General features: G+C 70.0%; 22 protein-coding genes, 1 tRNA gene and 1 pseudogene. 12 read left to right on the top strand and 12 right to left on the bottom strand.

What is annotated here, in order from left to right; all coding sequences use genetic code 11:
• Nucleotides 1–163: 163 nt before the first annotated feature.
• From ACF089_RS19490 to ACF089_RS19505, 4 genes are all read right to left on the bottom strand, one after another.
• On the bottom strand, nucleotides 164–367 hold the full coding sequence (locus tag ACF089_RS19490) for a cold-shock protein (protein ID WP_008743748.1): 204 nt from the start codon (nucleotides 365–367) through the stop codon (nucleotides 164–166).
• A gap of 437 nt (nucleotides 368–804) precedes the next feature.
• Entirely contained in the window at nucleotides 805–1293 is a 489-nt protein-coding gene (locus ACF089_RS19495) for a hypothetical protein (RefSeq protein ID WP_392028047.1), read from the bottom strand.
• Nucleotides 1290–2987 (bottom strand): ATP-binding protein, encoded by a 1698-nt coding sequence (locus ACF089_RS19500; protein WP_392028189.1) that lies wholly within the window; start codon nucleotides 2985–2987, stop codon nucleotides 1290–1292. Before ACF089_RS19500 ends, ACF089_RS19495 begins: the two co-directional genes overlap by 4 nt.
• Nucleotides 2988–2989: 2 nt before the next feature.
• A complete protein-coding gene (locus ACF089_RS19505; RefSeq protein ID WP_392028049.1) occupies nucleotides 2990–3697 on the bottom strand; it encodes a response regulator in 708 nt (235 codons plus the stop codon).
• Between the two features lie 147 nt (nucleotides 3698–3844).
• On the opposite strand from ACF089_RS19505, the gene ACF089_RS19510 reads away from it, so the two are divergent.
• The 6 genes from ACF089_RS19510 to ACF089_RS19535 all read left to right on the top strand — a co-directional run bounded on the left by ACF089_RS19510 (nucleotide 3845) and on the right by ACF089_RS19535 (nucleotide 10798).
• On the top strand, nucleotides 3845–4510 hold the full coding sequence (locus ACF089_RS19510) for a hypothetical protein (RefSeq protein WP_392028051.1): 666 nt from the start codon (nucleotides 3845–3847) through the stop codon (nucleotides 4508–4510).
• On the top strand, nucleotides 4507–5586 hold the full coding sequence (locus ACF089_RS19515) for a peptidoglycan-binding protein (protein WP_392028053.1): 1080 nt from the start codon (nucleotides 4507–4509) through the stop codon (nucleotides 5584–5586). The genes ACF089_RS19510 and ACF089_RS19515 overlap by 4 nt, the downstream gene beginning before the upstream one ends.
• Nucleotides 5583–6452: an ABC transporter ATP-binding protein gene (locus ACF089_RS19520; protein WP_392028055.1), complete on the top strand. Its 870-nt coding sequence runs from the start codon at nucleotides 5583–5585 to the stop codon at nucleotides 6450–6452. The genes ACF089_RS19515 and ACF089_RS19520 overlap by 4 nt, the downstream gene beginning before the upstream one ends.
• A gap of 179 nt (nucleotides 6453–6631) precedes the next feature.
• Nucleotides 6632–7735 (top strand): ABC transporter permease, encoded by a 1104-nt coding sequence (locus tag ACF089_RS19525; protein WP_392028057.1) that lies wholly within the window; start codon nucleotides 6632–6634, stop codon nucleotides 7733–7735.
• A 478-nt stretch (nucleotides 7736–8213) separates the two neighbouring features.
• Entirely contained in the window at nucleotides 8214–9422 is a 1209-nt protein-coding gene (locus tag ACF089_RS19530; protein WP_392028059.1) for a S8 family peptidase, read from the top strand.
• A gap of 455 nt (nucleotides 9423–9877) precedes the next feature.
• Nucleotides 9878–10798 carry a trypsin-like serine peptidase gene (locus ACF089_RS19535; RefSeq protein ID WP_392028061.1) on the top strand — a complete coding sequence of 307 codons (921 nt, stop codon included), beginning with the start codon at nucleotides 9878–9880 and terminating at the stop codon, nucleotides 10796–10798.
• Nucleotides 10799–10933: 135 nt separating this feature from the next.
• On the opposite strand, the gene ACF089_RS19540 is transcribed toward ACF089_RS19535, so the two are convergent.
• On the bottom strand, nucleotides 10934–11368 hold the full coding sequence (locus ACF089_RS19540) for a hypothetical protein (RefSeq protein ID WP_392028063.1): 435 nt from the start codon (nucleotides 11366–11368) through the stop codon (nucleotides 10934–10936).
• 1056 nt (nucleotides 11369–12424) lie between these two features.
• On the opposite strand from ACF089_RS19540, the gene ACF089_RS19545 reads away from it, so the two are divergent.
• From ACF089_RS19545 to ACF089_RS19560, 4 genes are all read left to right on the top strand, one after another.
• Nucleotides 12425–12883: a hypothetical protein gene (locus tag ACF089_RS19545; RefSeq protein WP_392028065.1), complete on the top strand. Its 459-nt coding sequence runs from the start codon at nucleotides 12425–12427 to the stop codon at nucleotides 12881–12883.
• 87 nt (nucleotides 12884–12970) lie between these two features.
• Nucleotides 12971–13528 (top strand): toxin, encoded by a 558-nt coding sequence (locus ACF089_RS19550; protein WP_392028067.1) that lies wholly within the window; start codon nucleotides 12971–12973, stop codon nucleotides 13526–13528.
• 146 nt (nucleotides 13529–13674) lie between these two features.
• Nucleotides 13675–14925, top strand: a complete 1251-nt coding sequence (locus ACF089_RS19555; protein ID WP_392028069.1) for an MAB_1171c family putative transporter — start codon at nucleotides 13675–13677, stop codon at nucleotides 14923–14925.
• Nucleotides 14922–15545, top strand: coding sequence for a hypothetical protein (locus ACF089_RS19560; protein ID WP_392028071.1), 624 nt, complete (start codon nucleotides 14922–14924; stop codon nucleotides 15543–15545). Before ACF089_RS19555 ends, ACF089_RS19560 begins: the two co-directional genes overlap by 4 nt.
• A gap of 497 nt (nucleotides 15546–16042) precedes the next feature.
• On the opposite strand, the gene lepB is transcribed toward ACF089_RS19560, so the two are convergent.
• From lepB to ACF089_RS19595, 7 genes and pseudogenes are all read right to left on the bottom strand, one after another.
• Nucleotides 16043–16708 (bottom strand): signal peptidase I, encoded by a 666-nt coding sequence (gene lepB, locus ACF089_RS19565; protein ID WP_392028073.1) that lies wholly within the window; start codon nucleotides 16706–16708, stop codon nucleotides 16043–16045.
• 252 nt (nucleotides 16709–16960) lie between these two features.
• A pseudogene (locus ACF089_RS19570) lies at nucleotides 16961–17156 on the bottom strand (ATP-binding protein); the annotation flags it as partial.
• 294 nt (nucleotides 17157–17450) lie between these two features.
• The gene (locus tag ACF089_RS19575) at nucleotides 17451–17831 is read right to left on the bottom strand and encodes a hypothetical protein (protein ID WP_392028075.1); all 381 of its coding nucleotides are present in this window, start codon (nucleotides 17829–17831) and stop codon (nucleotides 17451–17453) included.
• A gap of 161 nt (nucleotides 17832–17992) precedes the next feature.
• Nucleotides 17993–22807, bottom strand: coding sequence for a putative T7SS-secreted protein (locus ACF089_RS19580; RefSeq protein ID WP_392028077.1), 4815 nt, complete (start codon nucleotides 22805–22807; stop codon nucleotides 17993–17995).
• 4 nt (nucleotides 22808–22811) lie between these two features.
• Complete coding sequence (locus ACF089_RS19585; RefSeq protein WP_392028079.1) at nucleotides 22812–23453, bottom strand: hypothetical protein; 642 nt, start codon at nucleotides 23451–23453, stop codon at nucleotides 22812–22814.
• Nucleotides 23453–23839 (bottom strand): hypothetical protein, encoded by a 387-nt coding sequence (locus ACF089_RS19590; protein ID WP_392028081.1) that lies wholly within the window; start codon nucleotides 23837–23839, stop codon nucleotides 23453–23455. Before ACF089_RS19590 ends, ACF089_RS19585 begins: the two co-directional genes overlap by 1 nt.
• 239 nt (nucleotides 23840–24078) lie before the next feature.
• Nucleotides 24079–24152 (bottom strand) — tRNA-Gly (locus ACF089_RS19595).
• A 497-nt stretch (nucleotides 24153–24649) separates the two neighbouring features.
• Here ACF089_RS19595 and dcd point away from each other — a divergent pair.
• Both dcd and ACF089_RS19605 read left to right on the top strand, forming a co-directional pair.
• A complete protein-coding gene (gene dcd, locus ACF089_RS19600; RefSeq protein WP_392028083.1) occupies nucleotides 24650–25225 on the top strand; it encodes a dCTP deaminase in 576 nt (191 codons plus the stop codon).
• A 2-nt stretch (nucleotides 25226–25227) separates the two neighbouring features.
• Entirely contained in the window at nucleotides 25228–25725 is a 498-nt protein-coding gene (locus ACF089_RS19605) for a phosphoribosyltransferase (protein WP_392028085.1), read from the top strand.
• The last annotated feature ends 61 nt before the right edge of the window (nucleotides 25726–25786 follow it).

A 25786-nucleotide genomic window follows, 5' to 3' on the forward strand; every position in this document is an offset into this window, starting at 1 on the left:
CCGGAGCGTGCGGCGGAGCATCCGCCCGAAAAAAATGGGGAAGCCGTCCGAATCCTCGCCGGGCGGGACTCACGGCTCGACCGGGCGACTCTGCCCGAAATGCATGCAGCTGGGGCCCGCACCCCCAAGGATGCGGGCCCCAGCTACGAAGTGCGCGTCAGCGTCAGGCGGGAACGATGTTCTCGGCCGTCGGGCCCTTCTGGCCCTGCGCGATGTCGAAGGTCACCTTCTGGCCCTCGAGCAGCTCGCGGAAGCCCTGGGCGGCGATGTTCGAGTAGTGGGCGAAGACGTCGGGACCGCCGCCCTCCTGCTCGATGAAGCCGAAGCCCTTTTCCGCGTTGAACCACTTGACGGTACCGGCAGCCATATTGATCTCCTTCTGGGGCAGTTCGCCGGAGTCCGCACTGTGCGGGCTCCGCGTCGCCGCGATGATTACCCCGTCCGGGAAAAGACCGGAAATACAAAAGCGCTCTCACCGTCGCAGAAGTTCGAGTGAGGGCACTTGAAGTTTTGGGAACCACAACTGCAACTGAGATCGACAGTAGCACGGCGATGGGCGCCCCGCACGGCTCATTATTTCTTTCCGCCTGTTGTGTGAGATACCCTCACTGCGCCTCGCGTTGAATTCTCATCCGGCGGTCACAGATATTGGCTCGCCCGGAACGAAGTGTTTCTGTGCGGGCGCGGCCCGCGAAGGCCGCGCGGGCAGCCGGCCGCCGCGCGACCCGGGCAGTCGGCCGCCGCGTGCCCCCGGGGACCGTCCGTCACGCGCCCCCGGCACCGTACGCCTCTTCCGTCCACGCCTCACCCGTTGAGGAACTCCGCGCACCGGAAGGGGCCCAGCGGGTCGCCCTCGGTCGGCCGCACGGTGACCTCGACGTCCTCGGTCCTGACCTTCGGCTCGATGACGGACTGCGCGCGCGCCAGCGTGCACACCAGCTGCCCCGTGCCCTGGTCGCGGCCCGTCGACGGATAGCCGCCGTAGACGGCCACCGTGACCCGCGCGCCCGTCCCGCTCGCCGAGAAACCGCCCAGCCGCACCAGCGAGGTCAGCTCGTCGCGCTCGGCCGGCGGCGGCTCCTGGGCCAGCAGCTTCAGCACCGTGTTGAGGTCGTCGATCTCCCGGTCGAGGGGCACCCCGCGCAGCCCGCCGGCGGACGCGTAGTACAGCCGCGCCCCGCGCGTCAGCCCGGACGCGGACTCGCCCGCGTCTATCACCCCGGTCGGCTGGACGCCGCAGCCCATGAGCGCGGTCCCCAGCGCGGCGACCGCGACCGCTCGCCGGACCCTCACTCCGTACCCTCTCCCGTACGCCGCAGGGGCAGCCGCAGCGTGAACACCGCGCCGCCGCACCCCGATCCGCCCGCCGCGCCCGGACCGCTCACCGCGCCCGATCCGCCCGCTCTGTCCGACGGGTTCATCGCCTTCCTCGCCTTCATCGCGTTCACCGTCCCCGCCCTGTCGGCCGCCTCGATGGTGCCGCCGTGCAGCCGCGCGTTCTCCAGCGCGATCGCCGTGCCGAGGCCGCTGCCCTGTCCGCTGTCGTCGCCCGTACCGCGCGTACGGGCCTCGTCCGCCTTGTAGAAGCGGTCGAAGACCCGCTCCCGGGCCCCGGGCGGCAGACCCGGACCGTGGTCGGAGACCGCCAGCGTCACCCACGGCGCGCCGCTCCCGTCCGCCGCCGGCGCCGTCGCGAGGGTCACGGTGACCGGCGGGGCCCCGTGCCGCAGCGCGTTGCCCACCAGATTCGCGACGATCACATCGATACGGCGCCGGTCGACCACCGCCCGTACGCCCTCCTGGAGCCGCGTCTCCACCCGGTCCGTCCAGCCGCGCAGCGCCAGCGACGCCCGTACGGTGTCGGCGAGATCGGTCTCGGCCGCGTTCAGCCGCGCCGCCTTCGCGTCAAAGCGGGAGATCTCCATCAGATCCTCCACCAGCCCGGCCAGCCGGGCCGTCTCCGCGCCGACGGTACGGGCCGCCCGCGCCGCGTCCGGAGGCAGCTGGTCCGCGTCCTCCTCCAGGACGGTCGCCACCATCGTCATCGCCGCCAGCGGGGTGCGCAGTTCGTGCGAGACGTCCGCCACGAAGCGGCGCGCCTTCGCCTCCTGCTCGCGCAGTTCCGCGTCGGAGGCCTGGAGCGCGTCGGCGGTCTCGTTGAACGTCCGCGCCAGATCGGCGAGTTCGTCGTGTCCGGTGACGACGACCCGGCTGCCGAGGTCCCCGGCGGCCAGCTCGCGGGTGGCCCGGCCCAGCTTCCGCACCGGGCGCAGGACCGTTCCGGCGGCCAGCAGCGCCAGCACGGCGGCCAGCACCACCACCGGCACGATGCCGTCGCGCACGGAGTCCAGCAGGGCGGCGGTGTCGTCGCGTTCGGCCCGCAGATCGCTGATCGCGAAGACCTCCAGACCGGAGGCGCGGCGGTCCCCGTCGGCGTAGTTCACCGGCATGCCGACGACCAGATAGGGCTCGCCCCGCCACATCACCCGCTGGAAGCGGGTCCCGCCCTTGGTGTGCACGGCGGCCCGCAGCTCGGGCGTGATCCGCTCCTCCGTGTCGGCGAGCGAGTCGGAGACGGCGACGAGGTCCTCGTAACGGGCGACCACGATACGGTCGCCGACCCCGACGCCGTCCGAGACCTTCGCCGCGAACCGGGACAGCGAGCGCTGGTCGGGCGGTACGTCGAAATCGGCGGCGACCGCGGCGACCCGCTCCCGGAGATCGTCCACGGCGGCGTTCTGGGTGCGCTGGAGGACGGCGGTGCGGGCCTCCCGATAGGCGAGCGCGGTCGCGGTCACCGCGCTGATGAGGGCGACGACGACATAGGCGCTGACCAGCCGGGCGCGCAGGCCGCCGACCAGCCGCCAGGAACGCCGCCTCGGGGCGGGGGCCCGTCGCGCCCCGCCGGTCGGGCTCCCCGCGCCGGACGACCCGCTTCCGCCGCGCCCGCCCGGTCCGGCGCCCCCGTCCGACCTTCCGCGCCACAGCCTCACAGCGGCCCGAAGCGGTAGCCGAAGCCCCGCACGGTCTGCACGTACCGGGGCTTCGCCGGTATGTCCTCCAGCTTGGACCGCAGCCGGGCGACCGCCGCGTCCACCAGCCGGGAATCGCCCAGGAAGCTGTGGTCCCAGATGGATTCGAGGAGCTGCTCACGGCTGAAGACCTGGCCCGGCGACGCCGAGAGCTCCAGCAGCAGCCGCAGCTCGGTGGGCGGCAGCGCGATCGGGACGCCGTGCTTGGCGACGGTCAGCCCCGCGCGGTCGACGCGCAGGCCCCCGAGGTCGGGCGGGCCGCCCGGCTGCGCGGCGGCGGCGGACCCGGACGGCTCCGCGCGGCGCAGCGCGGCCCGGATCCGGGCCTCCAGGACGGGCGCGGTGACCGGCTTGACGACATAGTCGTCCGCGCCCGCCTCCAGACCGGTCACGATGTCCGAGTCGTCGCCGCGCGCGGTCAGCATGATGATCGGCAGATTCGCCGAGCGGTCCCGGATGCGGCGGCACACCTCGAAGCCGTCCATGCCGGGCAGCATCAGGTCCAGTACGGCCAGCTCGATCCGCCCGCCCTGCGCCCCGGCCAGCAGGGCGAGGGCCTGCTCACCGGTGGCGGCGGTGTCCACGCCGTACCCGTGCCGGCGCAGCACAAGCTCCATCCCGTCCCGTACGGAGGCGTCGTCCTCGATCAGAAGCACATGCGGCATGGGGCCGATTATGAGCACGGAGGGACCGCTTCCGACTACCCCGGAGAACGGCGGAAGCGCAGGTCGGGGGCATTGTTACGTTCCCATCATGTGGTCATGCGCGGATCGTCATCCCCGGTGGCGAACGTACGGTGCATGAGTTTCCCGATGACGAACCCCCGCTCCGCGGTCCGGCTGCGGCTGGCCGCCCTGGCAGTCGCTCCCGTACTCGCCCTCTCCGTCGCCTGCGGAGGTGACGGCGGCGCCGGAGCGAAGCCGGACGACGCGATCGCCGAGGCGCCAAAGACCTCGTCCCCCGCGAAGGGCGAGAGCGACGGAAGGGGCGAGGGAAAGGACGAGGGCAAGGGCGGTGCGAGCGCCGCGCCCGGCGGCAAGAGCGCCTTCTACGACGCGCAGATGGAGTACGTCCGGTGCATGCGCGCCAAGGGCGGCTATCCGGACTTCCCCGACCCCAGGCTCAGCGGCCATCTCGACTGGGACAAGATCAACGAGATCGGCGCCCAGCCCGGCCGCAACGAGGGCATCAAGGGCGGCAAGAACGGCGCGTGCCGCGACGAGATCCAGACCGCGATGGCGGCCACCCCCAAGATCGATCAGCAGAAGGCGTACGAGTCGATGCTCGCGCACGCGCAGTGCATGCGGGACAACGGCGTCTCCCGGTTCACCAACCCGACGATGTCCGGCGGCAATGTGATCCCCGGCGGCGACCCGAGCCCGGCGTCCCCGGTGCTCGACCCGCGGTCGCCCTCGTACAAGAAGGCCGACAAGGCGTGCGAGTCGAAGCTGCTCGAAGGTCTGGACGGCATGCAGTGAGGGGCCGCACCGCCTGGCTCGCCCTCGGCGCGGCGACAGTCGCCGCGGCCGTCGCCGGGGGAGTGCTCCTCCTCGCCGACGGCGGCCCTGACGCATCCGGGAGCGCCGGCGACCGCCGGCCCGCCACCGCGAAGGTCGTCCGCACCGACCTCGTCCTCTCCAAGACCGTCGACGGCAGACTCGACTTCGCGCAGCGCCGCGCCGTCAAGTCCGCCGTCGAGGGCACCGTCACGGTGGCCGCCGTCGAGGGCGGGACGGTCGCCAGGGGGCAGGCGCTGTACGAGCTGAACGACAAGCCCGTCACCCTGCTCTACGGGCCGGTGCCGATGTTCCGCGAGATGAAGGACGGCGACCGGGGCAGCGATGTGCTCCAGCTGGAGCGCAATCTGCGCGATCTGGGCTACGGATCGAAGCTGTACGTCGACGTCTGGTACGACCGGGCCACCGAGGACGCCGTCAAGCGCTGGCAGAAGTCCCTGAACCGGGAGACCACCGGCCGGGTCGGCAAGGGCGATGTCGTCTTCCAGCCCGACCGGGTCAAGGTGGTCGAGGCCGACGCGGCCCTCGCCGACCAGGTCGGCCCGGCGGAGCCGGTCCTCACGATCGCCTCCGCCCGGCCCGTCGTACGGGCGCGGCTGGACCAGACCGACGGAGCGCTCACCGCGAAGGGCACCGGTGTCGAGGTGACCCTGCCGAGCGGGAGGACCGCGTCCGGCGAGGTCGTCGGGACGGTCCGCCCCGAGGAGGCCGGGGCCGAGGGCGGCGAGGGCGGGCCTGAGGGCATCACCGTCGAGGTCGTCCTCGACGGCGGCGCGAACGCCGCCTCCGGCGAGGACGCCAGCGCGACGGCGAGCGTGAAGTTCGTCAGCGAGGCCCGCGAGGGGGTCCTCGCGGTCCCCGTCGAGGCGATCGTCGCCCTGCGCGGCGAGAACGGCGGCTACGGACTGGAGATCGTCCGGGACGGGGCGACGAGGACCGTGCGGGTGGAGACGGGGATGACCGCCGACGGGCGGATCGAGGTCAGCGGGCCGGAGCTGCGCGAGGGGCTCACGGTGGAAGTGGCGGGGGAGTCATGAGGGGGGCGACCGCCTCGCCGGGCGGGCGGGACATACCGGGCGGGCCGGACACCCCGGGCCGGCGGGACACCTCGGGTCGGCGGGACATCCCGGGCCGACCGGACACCCCGGGCCGGCGGGACCCGGTGATCGAACTGCGGGACGCGACCAAGTCGTACCCCGGAGGCGTCCACGCCCTGCGCGGAGTGAGCCTCACGATCGAGGCGGGCGAACTGGTCGCCGTGGTCGGCCCCTCCGGCTCCGGCAAGTCCACGATGCTCAACATCATGGGCACCCTCGACAAGCCCACCTCCGGCACGGTCCGCGTCGCCGGGTACGACGTGTCCCGGCTCTCCGACTCCCGGCTGTCCGCGCTGCGCGCCCGCAGCATCGGCTTCGTGTTCCAGCACTTCCATCTGGCGGCCGGGCGCGACGCGGTCGACAACGTCGCCGACGGGCTGCTGTACGCGGGCGTGCCCCTGGGGGAGCGGCGGGCGCGGGCCCGCGAGGCGCTCGCCCAGGTGCGTCTGGACCACCGCGGAGGACATACGCCGAACGAGCTGTCCGGCGGCGAGAAGCAGCGGGTGGCCATCGCCCGCGCCCTGGTGGGAGACCCCGCGCTGCTGCTGGCGGACGAGCCGACCGGGGCGCTGGACACGGCGTCCGGCGAGATCGTCATGGAGCTGCTGCGCGAGCTGAACGCGGCCGGCACCACCATCTGCGTGATCACCCACGACAGCGGGATCGCGGACTCGCTGCCGCGCCGGGTCCGCTTCCGCGACGGCGAGATCGTCTCGGACAGCCGCCGGGCGCCGGCCCCGGGCCCGGACCCTGGTGCGCACCCGCGCCGGGCCCCGGCCTCCCGTACGGAAGAGGTCGCCCCATGACGGGAACGAGAACGGGAACAGGGCCGGGAACGGGAACAGGGCCGGGAACGGGAACAGGGAGGGGGAGGGGGACGGGGACGGGGACGGGGACGAGGAACGATCTCAAGCCGTCCCGGCTCTCCCTCCGCGACGTCCTCCGCGTCGGCGCGGTCGGTCTGCGCGCGCGCCGGGCCCGGGTCGTGCTCTCGGCGCTCGGCATCGCCATCGGCATCGCGACCATGGTCGCGGTCGTCGGTCTGTCCGAGTCGAGCCGCGCGGATCTGATGGCCCAGCTGGACCGTCTCGGCACCAATCTCCTCACCGCGGAGACGGCCGAGGCCGCCGACGGAAGGGCGATCAGTCTCCCCAAGTCCGCGGTGGCGATGGTCGAGCGCATCGGCCCGGTGCGGCACGCCACGGCCACCGCCCATGTGGACGCCCGCGTCCGGCGCAGCGACGTGGTCCCCCAGGAGCGCACCGCGGGCGTGATCGTCCAGGCGGCCGAGCTGGATCTGCTGTCCACCCTCGGCGGCGAGGTCGGGGACGGGATCTGGCTGACGCCGGCCGGCGCGGGCCTTCCGACGACGGTGCTCGGCGCGGTGGCGGCGGACCGTCTCGGCGTCGACCGGCCCGGCGAGACGATCATGATGAACGACGTCCGGGTGGCCGTCGTCGGCATTCTCGAACCGATCGAGCTGGTGCCCACCCTGGACCGGGTGGCGCTGATCGGATTCCCGGCCGCCGAACGCCACTTCGGCTTCGACGGCCACCCCACCACCGTCTTCGAGCGCTCCACGGACGCCTCGGTGGAGGACGTCCGGGCGATCCTGGCCCGTACGATCAGCCCCGGCAAGGCCTCCGAGGTCCGGGTCTCCCGCCCCTCGGACGCGCTGGCCGCCAAGGCCGCCGCCGACGAGGGACTGACGACCCTGATGCTCGGGCTGGGCGCGGTGGCCCTCCTGGTCGGCGGGGTGGGCGTGGCCAACACCATGGTCATCTCGGTGCTGGAGCGCCGCCAGGAGATCGGCCTGCGCCGCTCGCTGGGCGCGACCCGCAACGCGATCCGCCTCCAGTTCCTCACCGAGTCGCTGCTGCTGTCGGGCCTGGGCGGTGTGACGGGCGCGCTGCTGGGCGCGGCGGCGACCTCTGTCTTCGCCCAGGTCCAGGGCTGGACCGCGGTCATCCCGCCCTGGTCCCTCGCCGGCGGCCTGGCCGCCACCCTCCTCATCGGCGTCCTCGCCGGCCTCTACCCGGCCGCCCGCGCCTCCCGCCTCCACCCCACCGTGGCCCTGAACGCGACGTGACCCGGCCACCGGCTGCCCGCCCCGGAGCCGCGTTCCGGTGCCAGGACGGTGGGTTCCCCCGGGCAGCGGTGCGGACGCGGCAGACGGTCGTGGTGCCGGCCACGCCTCGGCGGTCCGCTGCGCGCCGGGCGGTCGCCGACGTCCGGACGCTCCGGTACGAGGTCGAGTTCGAGGGCGCGGGCGAGTCCGCGGGCGCGGGCGGGCGGCCCGGTCTCCGGTGCGGCCGGCCCGCGCGGGTCGTACGAGGCGTCGTCGCGGGTGCGGATCGTGTCTCTTGTGCGAAGCGCGTATTGCCGTGTGTTGACGCCGGGTTGCCGCTCGACCGTCATTGTGGCGCGGTCATGACAGCTTGGCGGCATCGCTTGCTCCGCCCGTGCGGGCCGCGCCATCGTCGGCTGCGGCGTACGAACCCCCGTACGCCGCAGCCGCCGGACGTGCGGGACCACCCCGCGCGTCACCGTTCGAGGAGGACCTCTCGATGGCAGCAGTGCGCAACACCAAGCGACGGATCGCCGCGGCGATCGCCACCGCGACGACCGTGGCATTGGCCGTCGGAGCGCTGGCCTTACCCGCCCAGGCCGCCCAGCCCGAGGGCAGAATTCTGCACGCGGGGGCGGCCGAGGCGGTGCCCGGAAGCTACATCGTGACGCTGAAGCAGTCGGCCGGGATCAAGGCGTCGACCGCCCAGGGCAAGCAGCTGATAACCGGCTACGGCGGCCAGATCAAGCGCACCTACACCTCGGCGCTGAACGGCTACGCCGCCAAGCTCAGCACCGCCGCCGCCAAGCGGCTCGCCGCCGACCCGGCGGTCGCCTCGGTCGAGCAGGACCAGAAGGTCCACTCGACCGCGACGCAGACCAACGCCCCCTGGGGTCTCGACCGCGTCGACCAGACGAACCTCCCGCTGAGCGGCACCTACACCTACCCGGACTCCGCGGGCGTCTCCACCACCATCTTCGTGCTCGACACCGGCGTCCGTATCAGCCACCAGGACATCAGCGGCCGGGCGTTCAACGGCTACGACTTCATCGACAACGACAACATCGCCCAGGACGGCTACGGCCACGGCACCCATGTCGCCACGACCGCCGCCGGGACCACCTACGGCGTCGCGAAGAAGGCGAAGATCGTCGCGGTGCGCGTCCTCGGCAACAACGGCTCCGGCACCACCGCGGGAGTCATCGCCGGCGTCGACTGGATCACCGCCAACCGCACCTCCTCCTCCGTCGCGAACGTCTCCCTCGGCGGCGGGGCCAGCACCACGCTGGACAACGCGGTCCGCCGGTCGATCTCGGCCGGGGTGACCTACTCCATCGCGGCCGGGAATTCGAACGCGCCCGCCTCCGGCTACTCTCCCGCCAGGGTCGACACCGCGCTCACGATCGGCGCGACCACCAGGACCGACGCCCGGGCCAGCTACTCGAACTACGGCCCCGTCGTCGACCTCTTCGCACCGGGCTCCGCCATCACCGCCGGCTGGAACAACTCGGACAGCGCCACCTACACGGGCAACGGCACCTCCTTCGCCGCCCCGCACGTGGCCGGCGCCGCCGCGATCTACCTGACCAACCACCCCGGGTCCTCCCCGGCGGCCGTGGCCACGGCACTCGTGAACGGCGCGACCAACAACGTCCTCACGGGCATCGGCACCGGCTCCCCGAACAAGCTCCTCAAGATCGTCCCGTAACCCCGCCCGGACCGGGGCCGCGCACGGGACCTCCCCCCGTTCCGCGCGCCCCGGCCCCCGCGACCGCCCTCCTCCCGCGGGCGGGAACCCCCCGGACCGCCATCCCCGGGCCACGTTCCCGCCCGCACTCACGCGCCCGGCCCGCCCCGCGTAGCCGCCGCCCGCGCTTCCGTGCCTGCCGGGCCTCTCCGAGCCGTACGGATCGCGGGCGGCCGTGTTCACCGCGACCTCCAGTGTGCGCGCTCGGCGCACCGGTCCTCCTCCCGCACCGGTCCTCCTCCCCGTACGGGTTCTGCCCCCACGCCGCCCCCGGTTCGCCGCGCTCGTGTTCGCGTATCCGCACACGCGTGTCACAGGACGTCGACAGGGACAACCGGACAGGCCGCCCCCGCGCTCCTGCCGAGTACGAACGGACGAGCCCGTCCGCCGACCGCGCCGCCGAGGAGACACCCGCCATGACCGAGACCTCAACTCCCCTGATCCGGCGCTTCCGTGGCCGGGCGGCGGGGCTCGCGGCGGCCGGCACGGTCCTCGCGCTCGCCTTCCCGGTCACGGCGACGGCCGTGTCCGTCCAGGCGGCGCCCGCCGCGGCCGATCCGGTCTCCGTCCTGAAGTACACCGCCAAGGAGCGCAAGGCGGCCCTCGGCTACTGGACGAACGCCCGGATGAAGGCCGTCGGCAAGTCCGTGGACCTCGGCCCGACCGGACCGAAGGCCAAGCCGTACAAGGGTGCCGCGCTGAAGACCGTGGGAAGGCTCTTCTTCGTCAACGCCAACGGCGCCGACACCTGGTGCTCGGCCACCGCCGTGAAGAGCGCCAACAAGTCCGCCGTGACGACCGCGGCCCACTGCGTACGCCGGGGCTCGTCCCCCTACAACACGAGCATGGACATGGTCTTCGTCCCCGGCTACCACAAGGGCAAGACGCCGCACGGCGTCTTCGCGGTCCGCAGCGCCGCCGCCCCGCGCAGCTGGGAGGAGGACTCCGTCAACGACATGGCCGTCCTCGCCGTCGACGCCGACAAGAAGGGCCGCAAGCTCACCGACGTCGTGGGCGGCCAGTCCATCGCCTTCAACCGCCCCGTCGGCGCCGCCGTCACCGCCCTCGGCTACCCCGCCACCCGCCCGTACCTCGGCGAGGAACTCCTCCGCTGCGACGGCAAGCCGAAGAAGGAGCACGGCGCCCAGGTCATCCCCTGCAGCCTGAGCGGCGGCGCGAGCGGCGGCCCCTGGTTCGCCGACTTCAACGCCGCCACCGGCAAGGGCACCCTGGTCTCGGTCAACTCCGCGCTGGACTCCACGGCCCCGACCAAGATGTACGGCGAGATCCTGGGAGCCACGGCCAAGAAGGTCTACGACCGCGCCCAGCGCGCCTGAGACTCGCCGCTGAGACGCCCGGCCCGGGCCGCGAGTACGAAAGCGGCCCGGCCCGCCTCGTCCACCACGAGACCGATCGCCTCGGCGGCCGGCTCCACACCGACCGCATGCGCCCGAGACAGAGCGGGCACCCCCTCACCCCCTGGGCGCGTCCGAGAAGGGATCAGCGACATCGCCCCAGGTGAAGGCGTACTGATCTCGTACGGTGTCGTACTCGACCGAAGCGCCCGACGTCTCGACGGCGAACCGCGCGCGCAGCCATCCGTCCATGGCCAGGGCCGCCACCTCCGCTCGGTAGTCGCTCAAGGGGTAGTCGAGTGCCGCGACGCGGATGAGCGTCCCCTCCGGCCGGAGCCTGCTCAGCGCCGGTGCGTTCAGCGAGACGCCGAACGCGAGCCAGGCAGCGTCCTTCCAGTGCAGCCCGGGTTCCGGCAGGGCGAGCCGGATGCTCCCGTGGATCTGGATGCCGCCCTGTGCCGGGGCCTCTTCGAGCGGGTGGGCTCCGGCCCGGAGATTCGCCGCGAGCCCGTGGGGGCCGCGACGGAAGCGGAACGAGAACTCCTCGGTCACGTCGATCCTCGGTTCGCAGGATTCAAGAGGTCGAGTCGAGCCGCGACCCGATCACCGGCTCCGCATGGCGCTTCGCGCGGCCTGTTCCGGGTCGCGGCTTTCGTAGGGCGCGCTCATGACGCCCCGCAGCAGCCTCCCGGCTTGCCTGAGCGAATTCCCTCTCCATGAGGTCGGCCATGAATGGGGACGTCGAAAGCCGTGGTCATATCGTGTCCCGCCACGGCTGCTTCGAGTTCGCCACCCAAGAGACATCGGGCTGACACACCACCGAAGTCACGCCGCACTTCTATCGTGAGGCGTAGATCCCGGTCCGCGCGGAAGGGCGCCGAATGGCGGTGGCGGTGGCGATGCTGTGCGAGTGATACGTATGAACCAGAGGGTTCGTCCGCTCGGACGGCGACCCCGCCTCTTTGTCCGTCTGTAAAGACCGTCATCAATCCACAACCCCGACTCCGCCGCATGCTTTCAGCGCCTGTGGGACACCGGTACGGGCCCGCCCCGACCACCCGCCCCCGCCCGCCGCTCGGCGATCCCGCCCCGACGGCCTCGTACCGACGCGGAACCCCCTCCGGCTCTCGCACCGCACCGGCACCGTAGCGCCCCGCCGGCCGGGATCGCCGGGGAATCATGCGGCAGGCGGGCCCCGGGCCGCCCGTACCGCCGGGCATCACCCGGCCGACTGCGTCTAGGAGGCCCGCAGCCCGGCCCGCGAACGAGAACAGGCGTTCAGGGTCGCCGGCAATCAAGGCGGCTTCCCGGCCCGGGAAATGAGAAGAGCCGCAGGATGTCGGCGGCGCGCTTGGAACGGTTCTTGAGGGGCTGGCATACTGCACGGGTGTAGCCCTTCGCGCATCCCCCGTCGCGAAGGGCTACACCCATAGATCGACGCCGGGTGGATTCGGCGCACGGAAGCCGTCCACGGACAGCGGAAGTTGTCCACGGACAGGGGACTCCCCTGTGGCCCCCTGGCCGTGTTTTTTGTAGTTAACAGTGGCGTAGAGTGTTTGTGCAAGCCGGACACTTGCGCCGGTGTATGAGGTGAACGTAGGTAACCGGATGGGCATCGACGAAGAGTGCACGCCTGAACTGCAGTCGCTGCGGCAGAAGGTCGAGTACATGCTGGAGAAGACCTTCCCGGGCCAGAAGGTCTCCGGACGGATCTTCGCCGAACTGGTCAAGGACCGCGGCGGCTCCCTCTCCCACAGCTACTTCTCGAACATCCTGGCCGGCAAGGTCACACAGCCCTCCGAGGAGATCCTCAAAGCGCTCGGACTGGGCTTCGGCGTGGACTGGCGGTTTTTCAAGGAGGAGTCGGAGGTCGTCGGCGACGTGGTCGCCGGGCTTCAGTTCCTCGCCAAGCGGCGCACCGGTGAGATCGGCGGTATGGCGGGCCGGGGCGTCGACGACGACGGACTGCCCGCGGAATTGCTGGAGTTCGCGCTCTCCCTGCTGGCGGACACCAAGGCCAGGCAGCGGACCGACGACGTGGAGGACGGTGGTCCGGACAGGCCCTAGCGCGAGCGGGCTCGGTGCGGGCGACCGGCGTTGGCTAGACTCGCCGACCGCTTGCGATGCAGGCGTGACGACGATCAAGAGGCCTCAATGTCCCTGCGTGAACTGCGCAAAGAGTGTGAAGCCGGACTGGCTGACCTTCCGATACCTGCGCCTTTCACCATCGAAGGCCTGGTGGCGAACATGGAGACGGCCCGTGGCCGGACCATCGTCCTCCAAGAACTGCCCGAACGGCTGGCGCGCGTCGACGCCGCCTGCGGCCTGCGGCTGAAGTCCGGCGCCACCAGTTACGTTCTCTATCGGCGCCGCCCCACCGAGTACCAGACCCAGCACGTGATCCTGCACGAGCTGTGCCACGAGTGGTTCGACCACGGCACCAGCCTGGACGCGGACCAGCTGCGGCGACTGCTGCCGGTGTTCGACACCTCGCTGATCGAGCGGGTGCTCTCCTCGGACACGGTCCAGGCCCGGGCCCAGTACGACACGCACGACGAGCGGCTCGCCGAGTTCGGCGCGTCCCTCATCCCGCGTATGGCCCAAGACGTGACCAGCGACGACATGGTGGGACGGCTGGCGAACTCGCTCTCCCGGCCGGTCGCCCACCGGCGTCGCACGTTCTCCCTCCGCACGTTCTTCCACCGCTCGTAGCACCGGCTCTGCCGACGCCGCCACCGCCTGTAGCACCACCGCCCGCAGCACCATCGAAGAGATCTCCGGCCCGTAGCCCGAGGGCGCGGCCGCACACTCCGCAGAACATCCCGCGCAAACCCCGCAGAACACCCCGAGGAACTCACGTGACCGCGCTCGACCTCGCCGGCTACCTCGTGGCCGGCCTCATGACCGCCGTTGCCCTGTGGCGCATGCCGGCCGCGCTCTGGGGCGACGAGGAGGACAGGCGCCGCCGCGCCCTGTGGGGCTGTTACGCGGGCTTCGCCATCGCCCTGTGGACCAAGACCCAGGTGGTCCGGACCAGCCTCAACAACAGCCCTGTCGTGGACCTCGCGGTGCTGATCAAGCACTACACCTCCACCATCGCCATCCTGGCGATCCTCAGTTACATCGTCGCCATCTACGGCCACTTCCCGAAGGGCGGGGCGATCCCGCGCCATGTCCGTTTCGCCCGGCTCATCCAGCGGGTCGCGACCAAGGCCTCCGTGGTCACCCTCATCCTCCTCACCGTGCTCTTCTTCACGGTGGTGGACCGCTCGACGCCCGCGGACCGGTTCGTGGCCGAACACGCCGGCCAGTGGGGGGCCACGCTCTACATGAGCGTCTTCTACGTGTACTTGGGCGCCGCGTCCGCCGTCTGCGCGTACCAATGGGCCCTGGCCACCGCCGACACCCGGCTGCTCCACCTCCGGATCGGCCTCGGCATGATGACCTTCGCGATGTTCATCGGAGTGGGCTACACCCTCAGCAGGACCTTGTTCCTGTGGATCAGCGTGGTCGACCGGCCCAGCGAGAGCTTCGCGCTGACCTTCGACAAGGCCACCGAGGCGGCCCAGGTGGTCCTCTTCGCCTTCTTCGCGCTCGGGGCCTCCGTCCCCGCGTTCAACAAGGGCTGGCGGCGGGTCCGGCTGTGGCGGGCCCAGGTGAATCTGCATCCGCTGTGGCGTGAGCTGATGACCGCCTTCCCGGACCAGCCGTTCGCCCCGCCGACCTCGCTCGCCCGCGAGCTGACCCGCTTCGACACCCCCGCCGACCTGCGCGTCGACCGCTGGGCGGCGGATATCGCAGACGCGGTCGAGAAGCTGCGTCACTATGTGCCCGACGGCCTGCTGACCGCCGCCAAGGAGGCCGCCGCGGACGAGGGCGCGGACCCCGGGAAGACCGGTTCGCTCGCCGACGCCCACTGGATCAAGGCGGCCCTGGTCGCCAAGGCCGAGGGCGCGCCCGCCGGAAAGGCCGCCGCCTTCGGGACCAACCACGCCACCGACCAGGACGGCGAGGTCGCCTGGCTGGTACGGGTGGCCGCCGCCTACAAGGCCATCCCGGAACAGCGGACCCGCGTCGTCCTGCGCTCCGGTCTGGAGCGCGGCGCGTGAACCACATCGGCGATACGGACGACACCACCACCGCGGCGTCCACCGGCTCGGCCGTCACCACCGCGGCCCGCACCGTCACCGACGTCCTCCAGCCGCGCAATGTGCTGCTCGCCGGCATGCTCGGCATCGGCCTGGCCGCGGCCGGTCACTGGACCGGCCTGCTGTGGGGCCTGCTCGGCGCCCTGTGCGCCGGACTGATACCCGCCGGCTACATCGAATGGGAGCGCAAACGAGGCACCTGGGGCGACCGCCATGTGGTCGATCGCACCCAGCGCGCGCCGATCTTCTTCGTCATCCTCGGTTCCATCGGCACCGGCTCAATGATCATGCTCCTCGGCGGCGCGCCCACACCCATCCTGATCGCGATGCTCGGCCTCTGGGCGATGACCATCGGCCTCCTCGCGGTCAACACCGTCTGGAAGATCTCCGTGGACTCCGCCGTCGCCTCCGCCGTGGCGGCCCTCCTCGCCGCGACGCACTCCCCCTGGTGGCTCATCGCCTACGCGCTCACCGCCGCCGTGTGCTGGTCCCGCGTCGCCCTCAAGTACCACACCATCGCCCAAACAGCCGCCGGCGCCACCCTCGGCGCGACCACCACCATCGCGTTCCTCTTCGTCTGAAGCCGCCCGCCCGGACGCACCGACGCCATCGTCCGGCCCCGGGCCGGGCGGCCGACCGGCGAAAGACAGACCGTACGACGAGGCTTCCGCACCGTCTCGCCGTCACCGGTGCACGGCCATGCGCGTGGGCAGTGGCCCAGGGGCCAGAGCATGTCGAATTACCCAGCGGGTGCGACCGATGGTGATGGTGTTGCGGTCGCTGACCTGAATGTTCCAGGCGTCGCCGTCGTCGCCGGGGCTGCCGGGCGGTGCCGCGAATCCATCATGGAACCCCCTCCGGCTCTCGAAACCACAAGCACGGTAGGCCCCCGCCCACCGCCGCCGCCAGGAAACCCATCGACGGGCGGTTCGAGGGCGTGCCGCAACTCGATGCGGGGGCTCTCGGCATGTTTCTACGACGGCCGTGGCCGCGTCGGCTGGCGGACGCTGCCGCCGATCGCGCCCCGCCCCACCGAGCCGCCGCTCACGCCGGCCGCAGCGCAAACGCCCAAGAGCGATTAGGTCACTGGCCGCGGCGGCACAGCCGCGAGCGATCGCCGGGCGCGCCGCCCGGCCGCGTGCCCTCCGATCCCCAGGCCGATCCCGACCAGGGTCAGCACGATCCCGAGACCCCCGAGCGTCGCCAACACCGGCGGCACGGTGGAACCCTTGTGCACTCGCCCGAGCACCCCCGAGGCCGCGACGCTGCCCGACTGCGTGTCGAGGAAGTATCGCGAGTCGTTCGAATTCCCCCGGTGATCGCCCAGCAGGAACAGCCGCCCGTCCGGCACCTTCACGTCGTACGGTCTGGTGGTCGGGTGCACTTCGCCGCGCATCACATACGGTTCGTTGAGCTGCTTCCCGTTCACCGTGATCCGTCTGCCGTCGCTCACCACATGATCGCCGCCCATCCCAATGACCCGCTGCAGGGCCGGGCTGTCCTGATAGCGGTCGGGCACATGGATGAGTAGGACATCACCCCTGCGTATCTCGCCCGCGCCGATGCGCTCGATGATCAGCCGCTCGCCCGGGCGGTACGTGGGCCTCATCGCCTCGCTCACGACGGTGGTCCCCTGGTAGTTCGTGAAGAAGTGCCCGATACCCCCCAGCACCAGGACCAGCCCGAGGGGCACAAGTACCCAGGCCGCGACTCTTAACCCGCTGCCCTCTTCCCGTTGCCGCATGAACACTCCTTCTTTGAACCTTCCGAGGCCAAATGGACCGGTAGAGGCTAAGCGGTCTCGGGGCGGGAACGCACCTCGCCCGAAGGGAGAGTGTCCAGTGAACGCGGATCGGACGTCGTAGCTCGTTTCCTTGGCCTTTGGGGCAGAGCTTCCTGGTGACGACGGCTGCGCACATCGTCCTCGCGCAAACTCCCGCCCCCGTTCAAGACGGACTGAACTTGCTGAAGCTGCCTCGGTGGCGGGCTGGTCCAGGGCGGAGTGAACGACCACGCGGTGGGCGCTCGCTGACCATACCGAGGCCCCGGCCGTGTTCGGACTCGTCGTCCGGCGGCTCCGGGCTGGGAGCGCTTCCCGTACCGCTGCCGCCGGCGGTGTGCAGGGACGCGTTCGTGCCCAGCTCGGCGACGATCACCGCCGCGTCGTCCGTGAACGGTGAATCCCTCAGGATGTCCTGCGCCCAGCGGCGAGTGGTCTAGACAACATGAAAGCCCCGGGCCGTCGGCCGGGGCTTCACCATGGAGCGGGTGACGAGAATCGAACTCGCGCTCTGAGCTTGGGAATCACCCGGCAGCCTGCGCCGACTGTGCTGCTTACCAGCGGATATGTAGATCTTGGAGACTGCTTGCGCAGTGAGGCACTCCTCTGCTGCCCCCCTGGCTGGCACGTTGTGGCACGGCTGGTCCGTATTGACGCCGGGAGGTGTCCGTGAGTCGCGCCGCGTGGAAGCCGCGATCCGGTCCGGTCACCAGCTTCGCAGGGCCTCTCTCGCCGTCTGTTCCGGGTCGCGGCCCTCGCAGAGTGCGCTCATGACGCCCCGCAGCAGTCTTCCGACATCCCTGAAGGTGTTCGCGGACGAACCCGCCATGTCGAAGCCGGCGCGATCGATTCTCAGGACACCGGCGGGGAGGGCACCGGCGGATTCATCCGTCAGCCCGGCGAGCACCGATTCGGCGAATTCCTCCGGAAGTCCGACGATGAGAGGTGCTCCGAGTTCGCTGTGACAGGCGGGTTGGATTTCGCTCTCCATGAGGTGTGACTCGAAGGGAACCTCAAACACCGTGATCAGGTCCTGTTCGCTCGCGGCGGGCCTGAATTCTCCCCCCAAGAGGCCTCTGGCGATCATTCCTCCGAAATTCCGACGTACTTCCGTGATGACTCGATGAGCTCGGCCCGAATGGAATGCCGATGGAGAGTGGTGGCGGTTTTGTTCGAGTGATGCATAGAAACCGGAAGGTTCGTCTGCTCGGACGGCGACACTGCGCGGCCCCTCTGAGAAAACATTCATCAATCCATGCCCCAAGCCTTGCGCCATGCCTTATTGAACCATCCCGGATATTCGGATATGACATCCGGGCTGTAATTTTTCAAATAGGGATGTGTCGTCAAGGCGATTTTGTGCGCCTCGTCGTACGACATCCCCTCGTCCATTAATCTAGCCTCGGTCAGTTCGTGTCTCATGAAGTAGATTTGCCCCTCGGACAGTGGACGCCCCGCGTCCATGCTCGCACGAATATTTGCGATCATGGCATCGTTGACTTCCCAAGGATCGACACGTGTCCCCAGATGTTCTGCGACCCGGGCCAAATCCTCAGCCGAATAGTGCTCTTCGCTCGGTATCCTGCTTTCTGGCTTCTCATCCGGAGGGTAGTCGTTCGGAGCCAGCCCCAATTGATCGCTCTGCATTGTCGGGTTGCCCACATAAGTGACCGGATTAGGGGCCGGTGCCAGCCCGAGCGGATCTGCCGAAAGATATCGGGCAGTATTCGGATCGTAATGGCGGAAGTAATTGTAGTGGAAACCGGTTTCGGGGTCGTAGTATTGGCCGGGGAAGCGCAGAGGAGTGTAGCCGGAGGCGGAAGTGTTCCATGTGGTGCCTCCCCAGATTGTTGCGCGGGTGCGCCAGGCGATGTCGCCTTCTTCTCCGATGAGTTCGGTGGGGGTGCCGATGAGATCGGTGGCTATGGCGAAGAAGCGTTCGTCGATCATGGTGTCGGGAGCGCCTTCGGTGAGGATGCGCTCGGTCTGGGCGAGGGGGCGGCGCCCTCGGTGGTCCCAGGTGAGGGTGACCGGATTCGGCAGCTCAGCTGACCTGCTGGTCTGTTCGCAGAGAGTCACACCGTCCCAGGTGAAGCGGATCTCCTCGACGATGGTCGTGCCGTCGTCCGCGAGGCGTTGCTTTGAGACGCGACGGCCGAGGGGGTCGTGGAGATATCGCCATCGAGTGCCATCAGGTACGGTGACGCCTGTGAGCCGGTCCTCTGCGTTCCATTCGTACCGCCAGGTATCAGGTTTGCGTGACAGCCGGGTCACCTGACGGAGGACAACTCGGCCCAGGCCATCGTGTTCGTAACGAACCCTCCCGGCGCGGGTGAGGGCGGTTCCTGTGTGGGTACGCGGACCCACGGCTTCCTGGCCCGGATGACCGGACGGCCAAAACGCTTGCGTCTGGTTCCCCGCTGTGTCGTAGGCGTAGGTTTCCGTCCAGTCGTCTGCGGTGACGGAAGTGATCCTGTCCGCCGTGTTCAGTTCCAGGCGATACGGTCCGCGCAGAGCGTCGTTCCATGAGACGAGTTGACCGTCGGCGCGGTATGTGTAGCTGCGGTGATTCAGAGCACCTGCGGAGGTGTTGAGGAACTGAGTGGCGAGACGGCCTGCTGCGTTCCAGGTGGATTCGCAGGTGAGGAAATCGTCGTAGAGACGCTCCTTTTCGTTGCCGACGGCATCGTAAGCGAATCCGATGCGATGCTCACCACTGGTGAGGCGCGTGAGCCGACCTGTCGTGCCGTACTCGTAGGTCGTGACATGTCCGGTAGGGGTGGAGCGCCGAATGCGACGGCCTGCCGTGTCGTATGTGTAGGTGGTTACGTGGCCATCGGACATCTCGGTCTTGAGGCGCCCACGGCGATCGTATTGCTGGATCAGCTCGCTGTCCGGGCCGGTCGCCCGCACCAGCCGTCCCGCACGGTCGTACGTGTAGGCCGTTACCTCACCGGTGATGTTCTTGCTGATCACTCGTCCGACTGCGTCCCGCTGATAGGAGATTGTCTGGCCGAGCGCATTCGTCGATGCGATGAGCTGCCCGTTCGGGTCGAGAGTGTAGGCGAGCGTGCGCCCGTCGAAATCGGTCTCGGAGACAAGACACCCGTTGCCGTCGTAGGTGTACGACCACGTGTGACCCTGTGGATTGACCACTTGTGTCAGGCGTAGCTCGCTGTCGTGCCGGAACTCGTGACGAACGCCGTCCGGGCCGGTCCGGGTGCGCATCAGGTCGAAGTGGGTGTACTCGTACCGAGTGGTCCGTCCGATGGCATTCGTGTGGCTGATGCAGTTGCCCTCGCCGTCATGAACCCATGCTTCTGCCGCCCCGTCCGGGCCGATTCGCCGGGACAAAGCGCCATCGGGGCTCCACTCGAGATGGGTTGTCATACCCAGGGCGTTCGTGAGGCGCACGGGCCGACCGTGGGCGTCGCGTTCGAGAAGAGTGATCCCACCCCGCGGGTCGGTCGTCCGCACCGGGAGGCCGACACCGTCGCACCGTACCTCGGTCACACCTCCACTCGGGTCAGCGACCGAGGTGAGCCGGCCCCGGGTGTCATAGGTGAGGTGAGTGGCGGCGCCACCCTGATCGATGACCACGACCGGGTTGCCGCGGTCGTCGTACTCCTGTCGCCTGCAGGTTCCATCCCTGCCGGACATCTCAGTCGGCTGCCCCAGGGAGTTGTATCGAGTGTGTGCTTCGCTTCCGTCGGCGAGGGTGACTCTCGTCAGGAAGCCGCGTTCATCGTAGGCGTAGGACGTTGTCCGGCCGAGGGAGTCGGTACGAGTGACCCGGTTGCCTCGGGCATCGTAGGAGAACCGGGTGGTGTGGCCGAGGGGGTCTGTGGTGGCGAGGGTCCGGCACCGGCCGTCGATGAGGTGGCGGGTGGTGTGGCCTTCGGCGGTGGTGAGGGTGGTGGTGCGGTGGCCGCTTTCGGGGGCGGGGTCACCGTAGGCGAGTGTGAGTCGGAAGTGGCCGGCTTCGCCGCCTTCGGCGATCACGCGGTGCCGGTGGTCGTAGGTGTAGTCGTAGCGGCTGTTGTTGGAGTCGATCCAGGCGATGACTCGGTGGTGGTGGTCGTACTCGAAGGTGAGGGTGGCGCCGGAGGGTTTGATGACGGTGGTGAGGTCGCCGGCTGTGTATCCGTAGCGCCGTATCGGGTGGTTCTCTTCACCGTCGGCGAGGGCCAGTGCCGTGATTCGGCCCTCCTCGGTGGTGAGCGTGAGGTGGTAGCCGCCTGAGTGGACGAGTGCCAGGGGCGTGCCGTCGTCGGTGCGATCGATGGTGATGGTGTTGTGGTTGCGGTCGCTGATCTGGACGGCCCATGCGTCGCCGTCGTCGCCGGGGTTTCCTGCTGGTGCCGCGAAGTGGTGTGTGCGGCTGGTGTCGGGGTCGGTGATCGTGTAGTCACCGTCGTCCAGGCGAACGAGTGTGGTGCGGGAGGTCCCGAACTCGCTCCGGGTGGGCAGTCCGGGGACGGGGTGAGGGTAGGCGATCAGCCTGCCGTCGTCGGTGACGTGGATGACACCGCTGGCGTCGATCTCTAGTCGTTCGTCGACGGTGGAGGCCCAGGAGGGTCCGAAGAACCGGCCGAGGGTGTAGCCGGACTCGACACGGCGCGTGAAGACAAGAGGCAGGGTGCCGGGAAGGACTACATCGGTCTGGGGCAGGAACATCCGGCCGGTGGCGAGGTCGACGGGGTCGGTGCCCTTGGTGGTCTTCTCGCCGTCGGTACGGTTGTGGGCACCGGCTGGTGCGTCGTCGACGGTGTTGCGCGCCCGGTTGAGGTCGGTGGCGAGGCCGACGGGGTCGGTGTCCTGGGTGGTCTTCTCGCCGTCGGTACGGTTGTGGGCGCCCGGTGGTGCGTCGTCGACGGTGTTGCGCGCCCGGTCGAGGTCGGTGGCGAGGTCGGCGGCCTCCTTCGCGACCCGGGCGCCTTTGACCCCGGCGCCCGCGCCGCCGGTGGCGGCGGTGAGGAGGAGGTCGGGGACGAGTCGGCCGAAGCCTTCGGCGGGGTCTTTCATGAAGTTGCTGATCATCTGTTTGCCGGCGCCCGCGGGGTCGTTGGCGACCATCACCAGCCCGGCGGCCGTGTTGTTCAGCGCGAGGGCGTACTCGGCGGGGTGGGTGAGGTTGTAGGGGTCGAGGGGGTTGAGGCTGCGGGCGAAGGTCACCAGCCCCGCCGTGCCCTTCACGATCCCCGCACCGAAGTGGGTCCGCAGCACCTCGTACTCCGCCAGGCCGTCCGCGGCCTGCGCGGCGTACGAGGGTTTGGGCGGGGCCGCGTCCCGGGCCGCGGCCACGGCGGCACGGGCGGTCTCGGCGGCGGTGTTCCGCTGCTTGCGCGCCTCGGCGAGGAGTTCCTGCGCCTGCTCCATCCGCGCCTTCCCCGGGTCGGAGAACTCGCCCGGCTTCGGCGGCAGGGAGGAGGGGTCCCGCTGGTCTGCGGGCTTCGCGTTGTACTGGTCGGCCGCCTTGTTGTAGGACGCCACACTCGCGTTGTGCGCGTCCAGAGCGTCCGCGGACGCCTTCGTCCCCGCCTTCCACTTCTCGATCGCGGTCTGCGCCTGCCCCTGCGCCCACTCCACCGTCCCCGCGAACGCCTCCAGCGCCCCGGCGGCCTTCTCGCACGCGTCAGCGGCCCTGAACCACTTCGGCGGCTCGATCTGCACCGTCGCCCGGAACGCGTCCGCCGCCTGCCCCTTCAGCGACGCCGAATCCAGACCACCCAGCCCCCTGCCGACACTGTCGAACGCCTTCTGGAGATCCTTCAGATGCGAGGCCGTCGACCGCAGCTTCGACGGCGACCCGTAGACCAGCTTGGTCTTGTCCTCGCTCTGTCCGAGGTCGAGTTCGTCGACTTCGGCGCCCATGCGGTTGGCCAGCGAGCGGGACTTGTCCCGGACCCAGTCCGACCCCGACTCCCAGCCGACGTCATCGAGCCGGTCCGCCGTCCAGTCCCCGGCGTCCTCGACCCGCTCACCGACCCATTCGGTCCCCTTCTCGACCGCGTTCTCCACCGAGTCCGGGGTGAGGTCACTGACGATGTCACCGATGCCCATGGACTCAGTTCCCCCCGTTGTCCCGCTGCTGCGCGGCCCGTTCCTCGGGTGAGGGCCCGTACGTGTTGTCGACGGCCCGTTCGAACTTCTCCTGGTCGACCCCGACCAGGTCGTTGATGGCGCTGACCCGCTGCCCGCCCATTCCCTCGGTCAGCACCGCCCGCCCGGTGTCCTTCCACGTCTGACCGGCTTCCTCACGGGCCCGTTCGAACGACTCCGCGCTGTAGTCCGGGTCCAGATAGTCGGGTCGGAGGACCTCGCCCCACCCCTGTTTCACGATCTCGTCCTCCGAGGCGTGCGGATTGCCGACGGCGGCGTTCACCGCGACCTTCATCGTCCCCTCGATGTACCGGTCCTCCTCCCAGACCAGCCCTGCCGCCAGCCCCAGCTTCGCCGCGATCGTGTTCGCGTCCTGGACCAGCGCCCGCACCCCCCACTCCCACCGCTCGCAGAAGTCCTCGAAATCCGTCGACAGCCCGTGGTGCCCGGCCTCCATCCCGGTCATCGACAGCTCCGAGAGGCCCTTGCCCATCAGCGAACCGGTCCCGGTACCGATCTCACCCAGTTCCGCGACCGCCGACCGCAGCCCCGAGGTGATCCGCTGCACGCTCTCCCGGGAAACGCCCAGATCCTCCGCGCCGCCCATCAGCGCACACCCCCCTGGCCCGCGTCCACGGCCACCGCGTCCGGCACGATCCCCACCACCGGCGGAAACAGCATCGACCCATCCCCATCGGCGATGTTCACCGCCACACCGGCCGGCGCGCCCAACGCGGGAACCACCTCGTCCAGCAACCGCGCGCCACGCATCTCGGCGAACTCCCACGACCGACCGGCCTCACCCCGCGCCGCCGCGAACCGCGCCAGCGCCCCCTCATCAGTGAAGCCGCACACCCATCGCACCCCACCGAACTCGGCCGTCCACAGCCCGCCGTCCGCCACCGGCACCAGCACCAGCGACCGCCGCAACTCCCCCACCAGCGCCCGGGGATCACCCACCCCGGCCCGCCCCTCAGCGATCCGCTCCGCCAACCCCGTATCCACCACGGAACCCCCTCCGGCTCTCGAAACCACAAGCACGGTAGGCCCCCGCCCACCGCCGCCGCCAGGAAACCCGTCGACGGGCGGGTCGCTTTCCCATGCGCGACGAAACGGGAAGTGCGGAGTCCTCCGGCGCGATCATTTTCGCCATCGGCATACGACGGGCACGCGGCAGCTGAATTGGTCTAGACAACACGAAAGCCCCGGGCCGCTGGCCTGGGGCTTCACTATGGAGCGGGTGACGAGAATCGAACTCGCGCTCTGAGCTTGGGAAGCTCATGTTCTACCATTAAACTACACCCGCGCAGCGATCTGGATCTCCAGATCCGCAACGCCGCTCACTCTACCCCATCCCTGCCCCCGGGCGTCCAGCCCCGCGCCGTGGGGGCGCGCGGGGGTGTCGACGGGGCTGTGGGGGCGGGGGAGTTGGGGCGTACCTTTGGGGGGCGGAGAGCCGGGTGGGGTCGGGTTGGGTTCATCCCCTAATGTGGTCGTTCGTCCGCATTCGTTGGGGAAGGGACCAGATGGACTTGATGGAGCGCACCGTCGTCCGCTGTGCCGAGGGGCACGTTTTCGCGACCGCTTCGTTTCCGATGCAGCAGCTCGGGGCCGGGCGGATCGGGCCGGGGCGGTTGATTCGGTGTCCGCGGTGTGCGCGGTTGCGGAGTGCGGTGCCGGTGGAGTCGGTGAAGCGGTAGCGGGGAGCCTGACCGGGCCGCGCGAGGGCGGCGAAGGGTGAGTCGGGGGCGCGCGGAGACGTCCGGGTAGGGCGGGTCCGCGCGCTCTGCGTATCCTCGGGGGGTGCTTCTCTCAGACAAGGACATCCGGGCCGAGATCGACGCAGGTCGGGTGCGCATCGACCCGTACGACGAATCCATGGTGCAGCCCTCGAGCATCGATGTGCGGCTGGACCGCTACTTCCGGGTGTTCGAGAACCACCGCTATCCGCATATCGACCCAGCCGTCGAGCAGAGCGATCTCACACGGACGGTCGAACCGGACGGCGACGAGGCGTTCATCCTCCACCCCGGGGAGTTCGTCCTGGCGTCGACCTACGAGGTCATCGGGCTGCCCGACGACCTCGCCTCCCGGCTGGAGGGAAAGAGCTCCCTCGGCCGGCTCGGGCTGGTCACCCATTCGACGGCCGGCTTCATCGATCCCGGGTTCTCCGGGCATGTGACGCTCGAACTGTCCAATCTCGCGACTCTGCCGATCAAGCTCTGGCCGGGAATGAAGATCGGCCAGCTGTGTCTGTTCCGGCTCAGCTCGTCCGCGGAATTCCCGTACGGGAGTGAGCGGTACGGATCCCGTTATCAGGGCCAGCGCGGGCCCACCGCCTCGCGCTCGTTCCTGAACTTCCACCGGACGCAGGTGTGAGCATGAGCGCGGTACGAGAGAACCTGACGTACGAGGGGTTCGGCGGGGCGGTCCGGCAGCTGGCGCAGACCATCGCGGACGACGGTTACGAGCCCGACATCGTCCTCTCCATCGCGCGCGGCGGGGTCTTCGTCGCGGGCGGACTGGCGTACGCGCTGGACTGCAAGAACATTCATCTGGTGAATGTCGAGTTCTACACCGGGGTCGGCACCACGCTGGAAATGCCCGTCATGCTGGCGCCGGTGCCCAACGCGATCGACTTCTCGGACAAGAAGGTCCTGATCGCCGACGATGTCGCCGACACCGGGAAGACCCTGAAGCTCGTCCACGACTTCTGTGTCGACCATGTCGCCGAAGTGCGTTCCGCCGTCATCTACGAGAAGTCGCACTCGCTGGTGAAGTGCGAGTACGTCTGGAAGCGCACGGACGAGTGGATCAATTTCCCCTGGAGCGTGGAGAAGCCCGTGGTGCGCCGCGGCGGACAGGTTCTCGACGCCTGAACGGCGGCGGGGACGGAAACGTCCGGGGACGGAAGCTTCATGGGAATGGCCCCGCCGACCG

Source organism: Streptomyces sp. NPDC014894 (assembly GCF_043080985.1).
Lineage (GTDB): Bacteria > Actinomycetota > Actinomycetes > Streptomycetales > Streptomycetaceae > Streptomyces.

What these genes read in the sequence shown, in the direction of transcription:
- ACF089_RS19490 (WP_008743748.1), bottom strand. Translation starts at nt 367, where the DNA reads ATGGCTGCCGGTACCGTCAAGTGGTTCAACGCGGAAAAGGGCTTCGGC.
- ACF089_RS19505 (WP_392028049.1), bottom strand. Translation starts at nt 3,697, where the DNA reads ATGCCGCATGTGCTTCTGATCGAGGACGACGCCTCCGTACGGGACGGG.
- ACF089_RS19510 (WP_392028051.1), top strand. Translation starts at nt 3,845, where the DNA reads ATGACGAACCCCCGCTCCGCGGTCCGGCTGCGGCTGGCCGCCCTGGCA.
- ACF089_RS19520 (WP_392028055.1), top strand. Translation starts at nt 5,583, where the DNA reads ATGAGGGGGGCGACCGCCTCGCCGGGCGGGCGGGACATACCGGGCGGG.
- ACF089_RS19530 (WP_392028059.1), top strand. Translation starts at nt 8,214, where the DNA reads ATGGCAGCAGTGCGCAACACCAAGCGACGGATCGCCGCGGCGATCGCC.
- ACF089_RS19535 (WP_392028061.1), top strand. Translation starts at nt 9,878, where the DNA reads ATGACCGAGACCTCAACTCCCCTGATCCGGCGCTTCCGTGGCCGGGCG.
- ACF089_RS19545 (WP_392028065.1), top strand. Translation starts at nt 12,425, where the DNA reads ATGGGCATCGACGAAGAGTGCACGCCTGAACTGCAGTCGCTGCGGCAG.
- ACF089_RS19550 (WP_392028067.1), top strand. Translation starts at nt 12,971, where the DNA reads ATGTCCCTGCGTGAACTGCGCAAAGAGTGTGAAGCCGGACTGGCTGAC.
- lepB (WP_392028073.1), bottom strand. Translation starts at nt 16,708, where the DNA reads ATGCGGCAACGGGAAGAGGGCAGCGGGTTAAGAGTCGCGGCCTGGGTA.
- ACF089_RS19575 (WP_392028075.1), bottom strand. Translation starts at nt 17,831, where the DNA reads ATGATCGCCAGAGGCCTCTTGGGGGGAGAATTCAGGCCCGCCGCGAGC.
- ACF089_RS19580 (WP_392028077.1), bottom strand. Translation starts at nt 22,807, where the DNA reads ATGGGCATCGGTGACATCGTCAGTGACCTCACCCCGGACTCGGTGGAG.
- ACF089_RS19585 (WP_392028079.1), bottom strand. Translation starts at nt 23,453, where the DNA reads ATGGGCGGCGCGGAGGATCTGGGCGTTTCCCGGGAGAGCGTGCAGCGG.
- ACF089_RS19605 (WP_392028085.1), top strand. Translation starts at nt 25,228, where the DNA reads ATGAGCGCGGTACGAGAGAACCTGACGTACGAGGGGTTCGGCGGGGCG.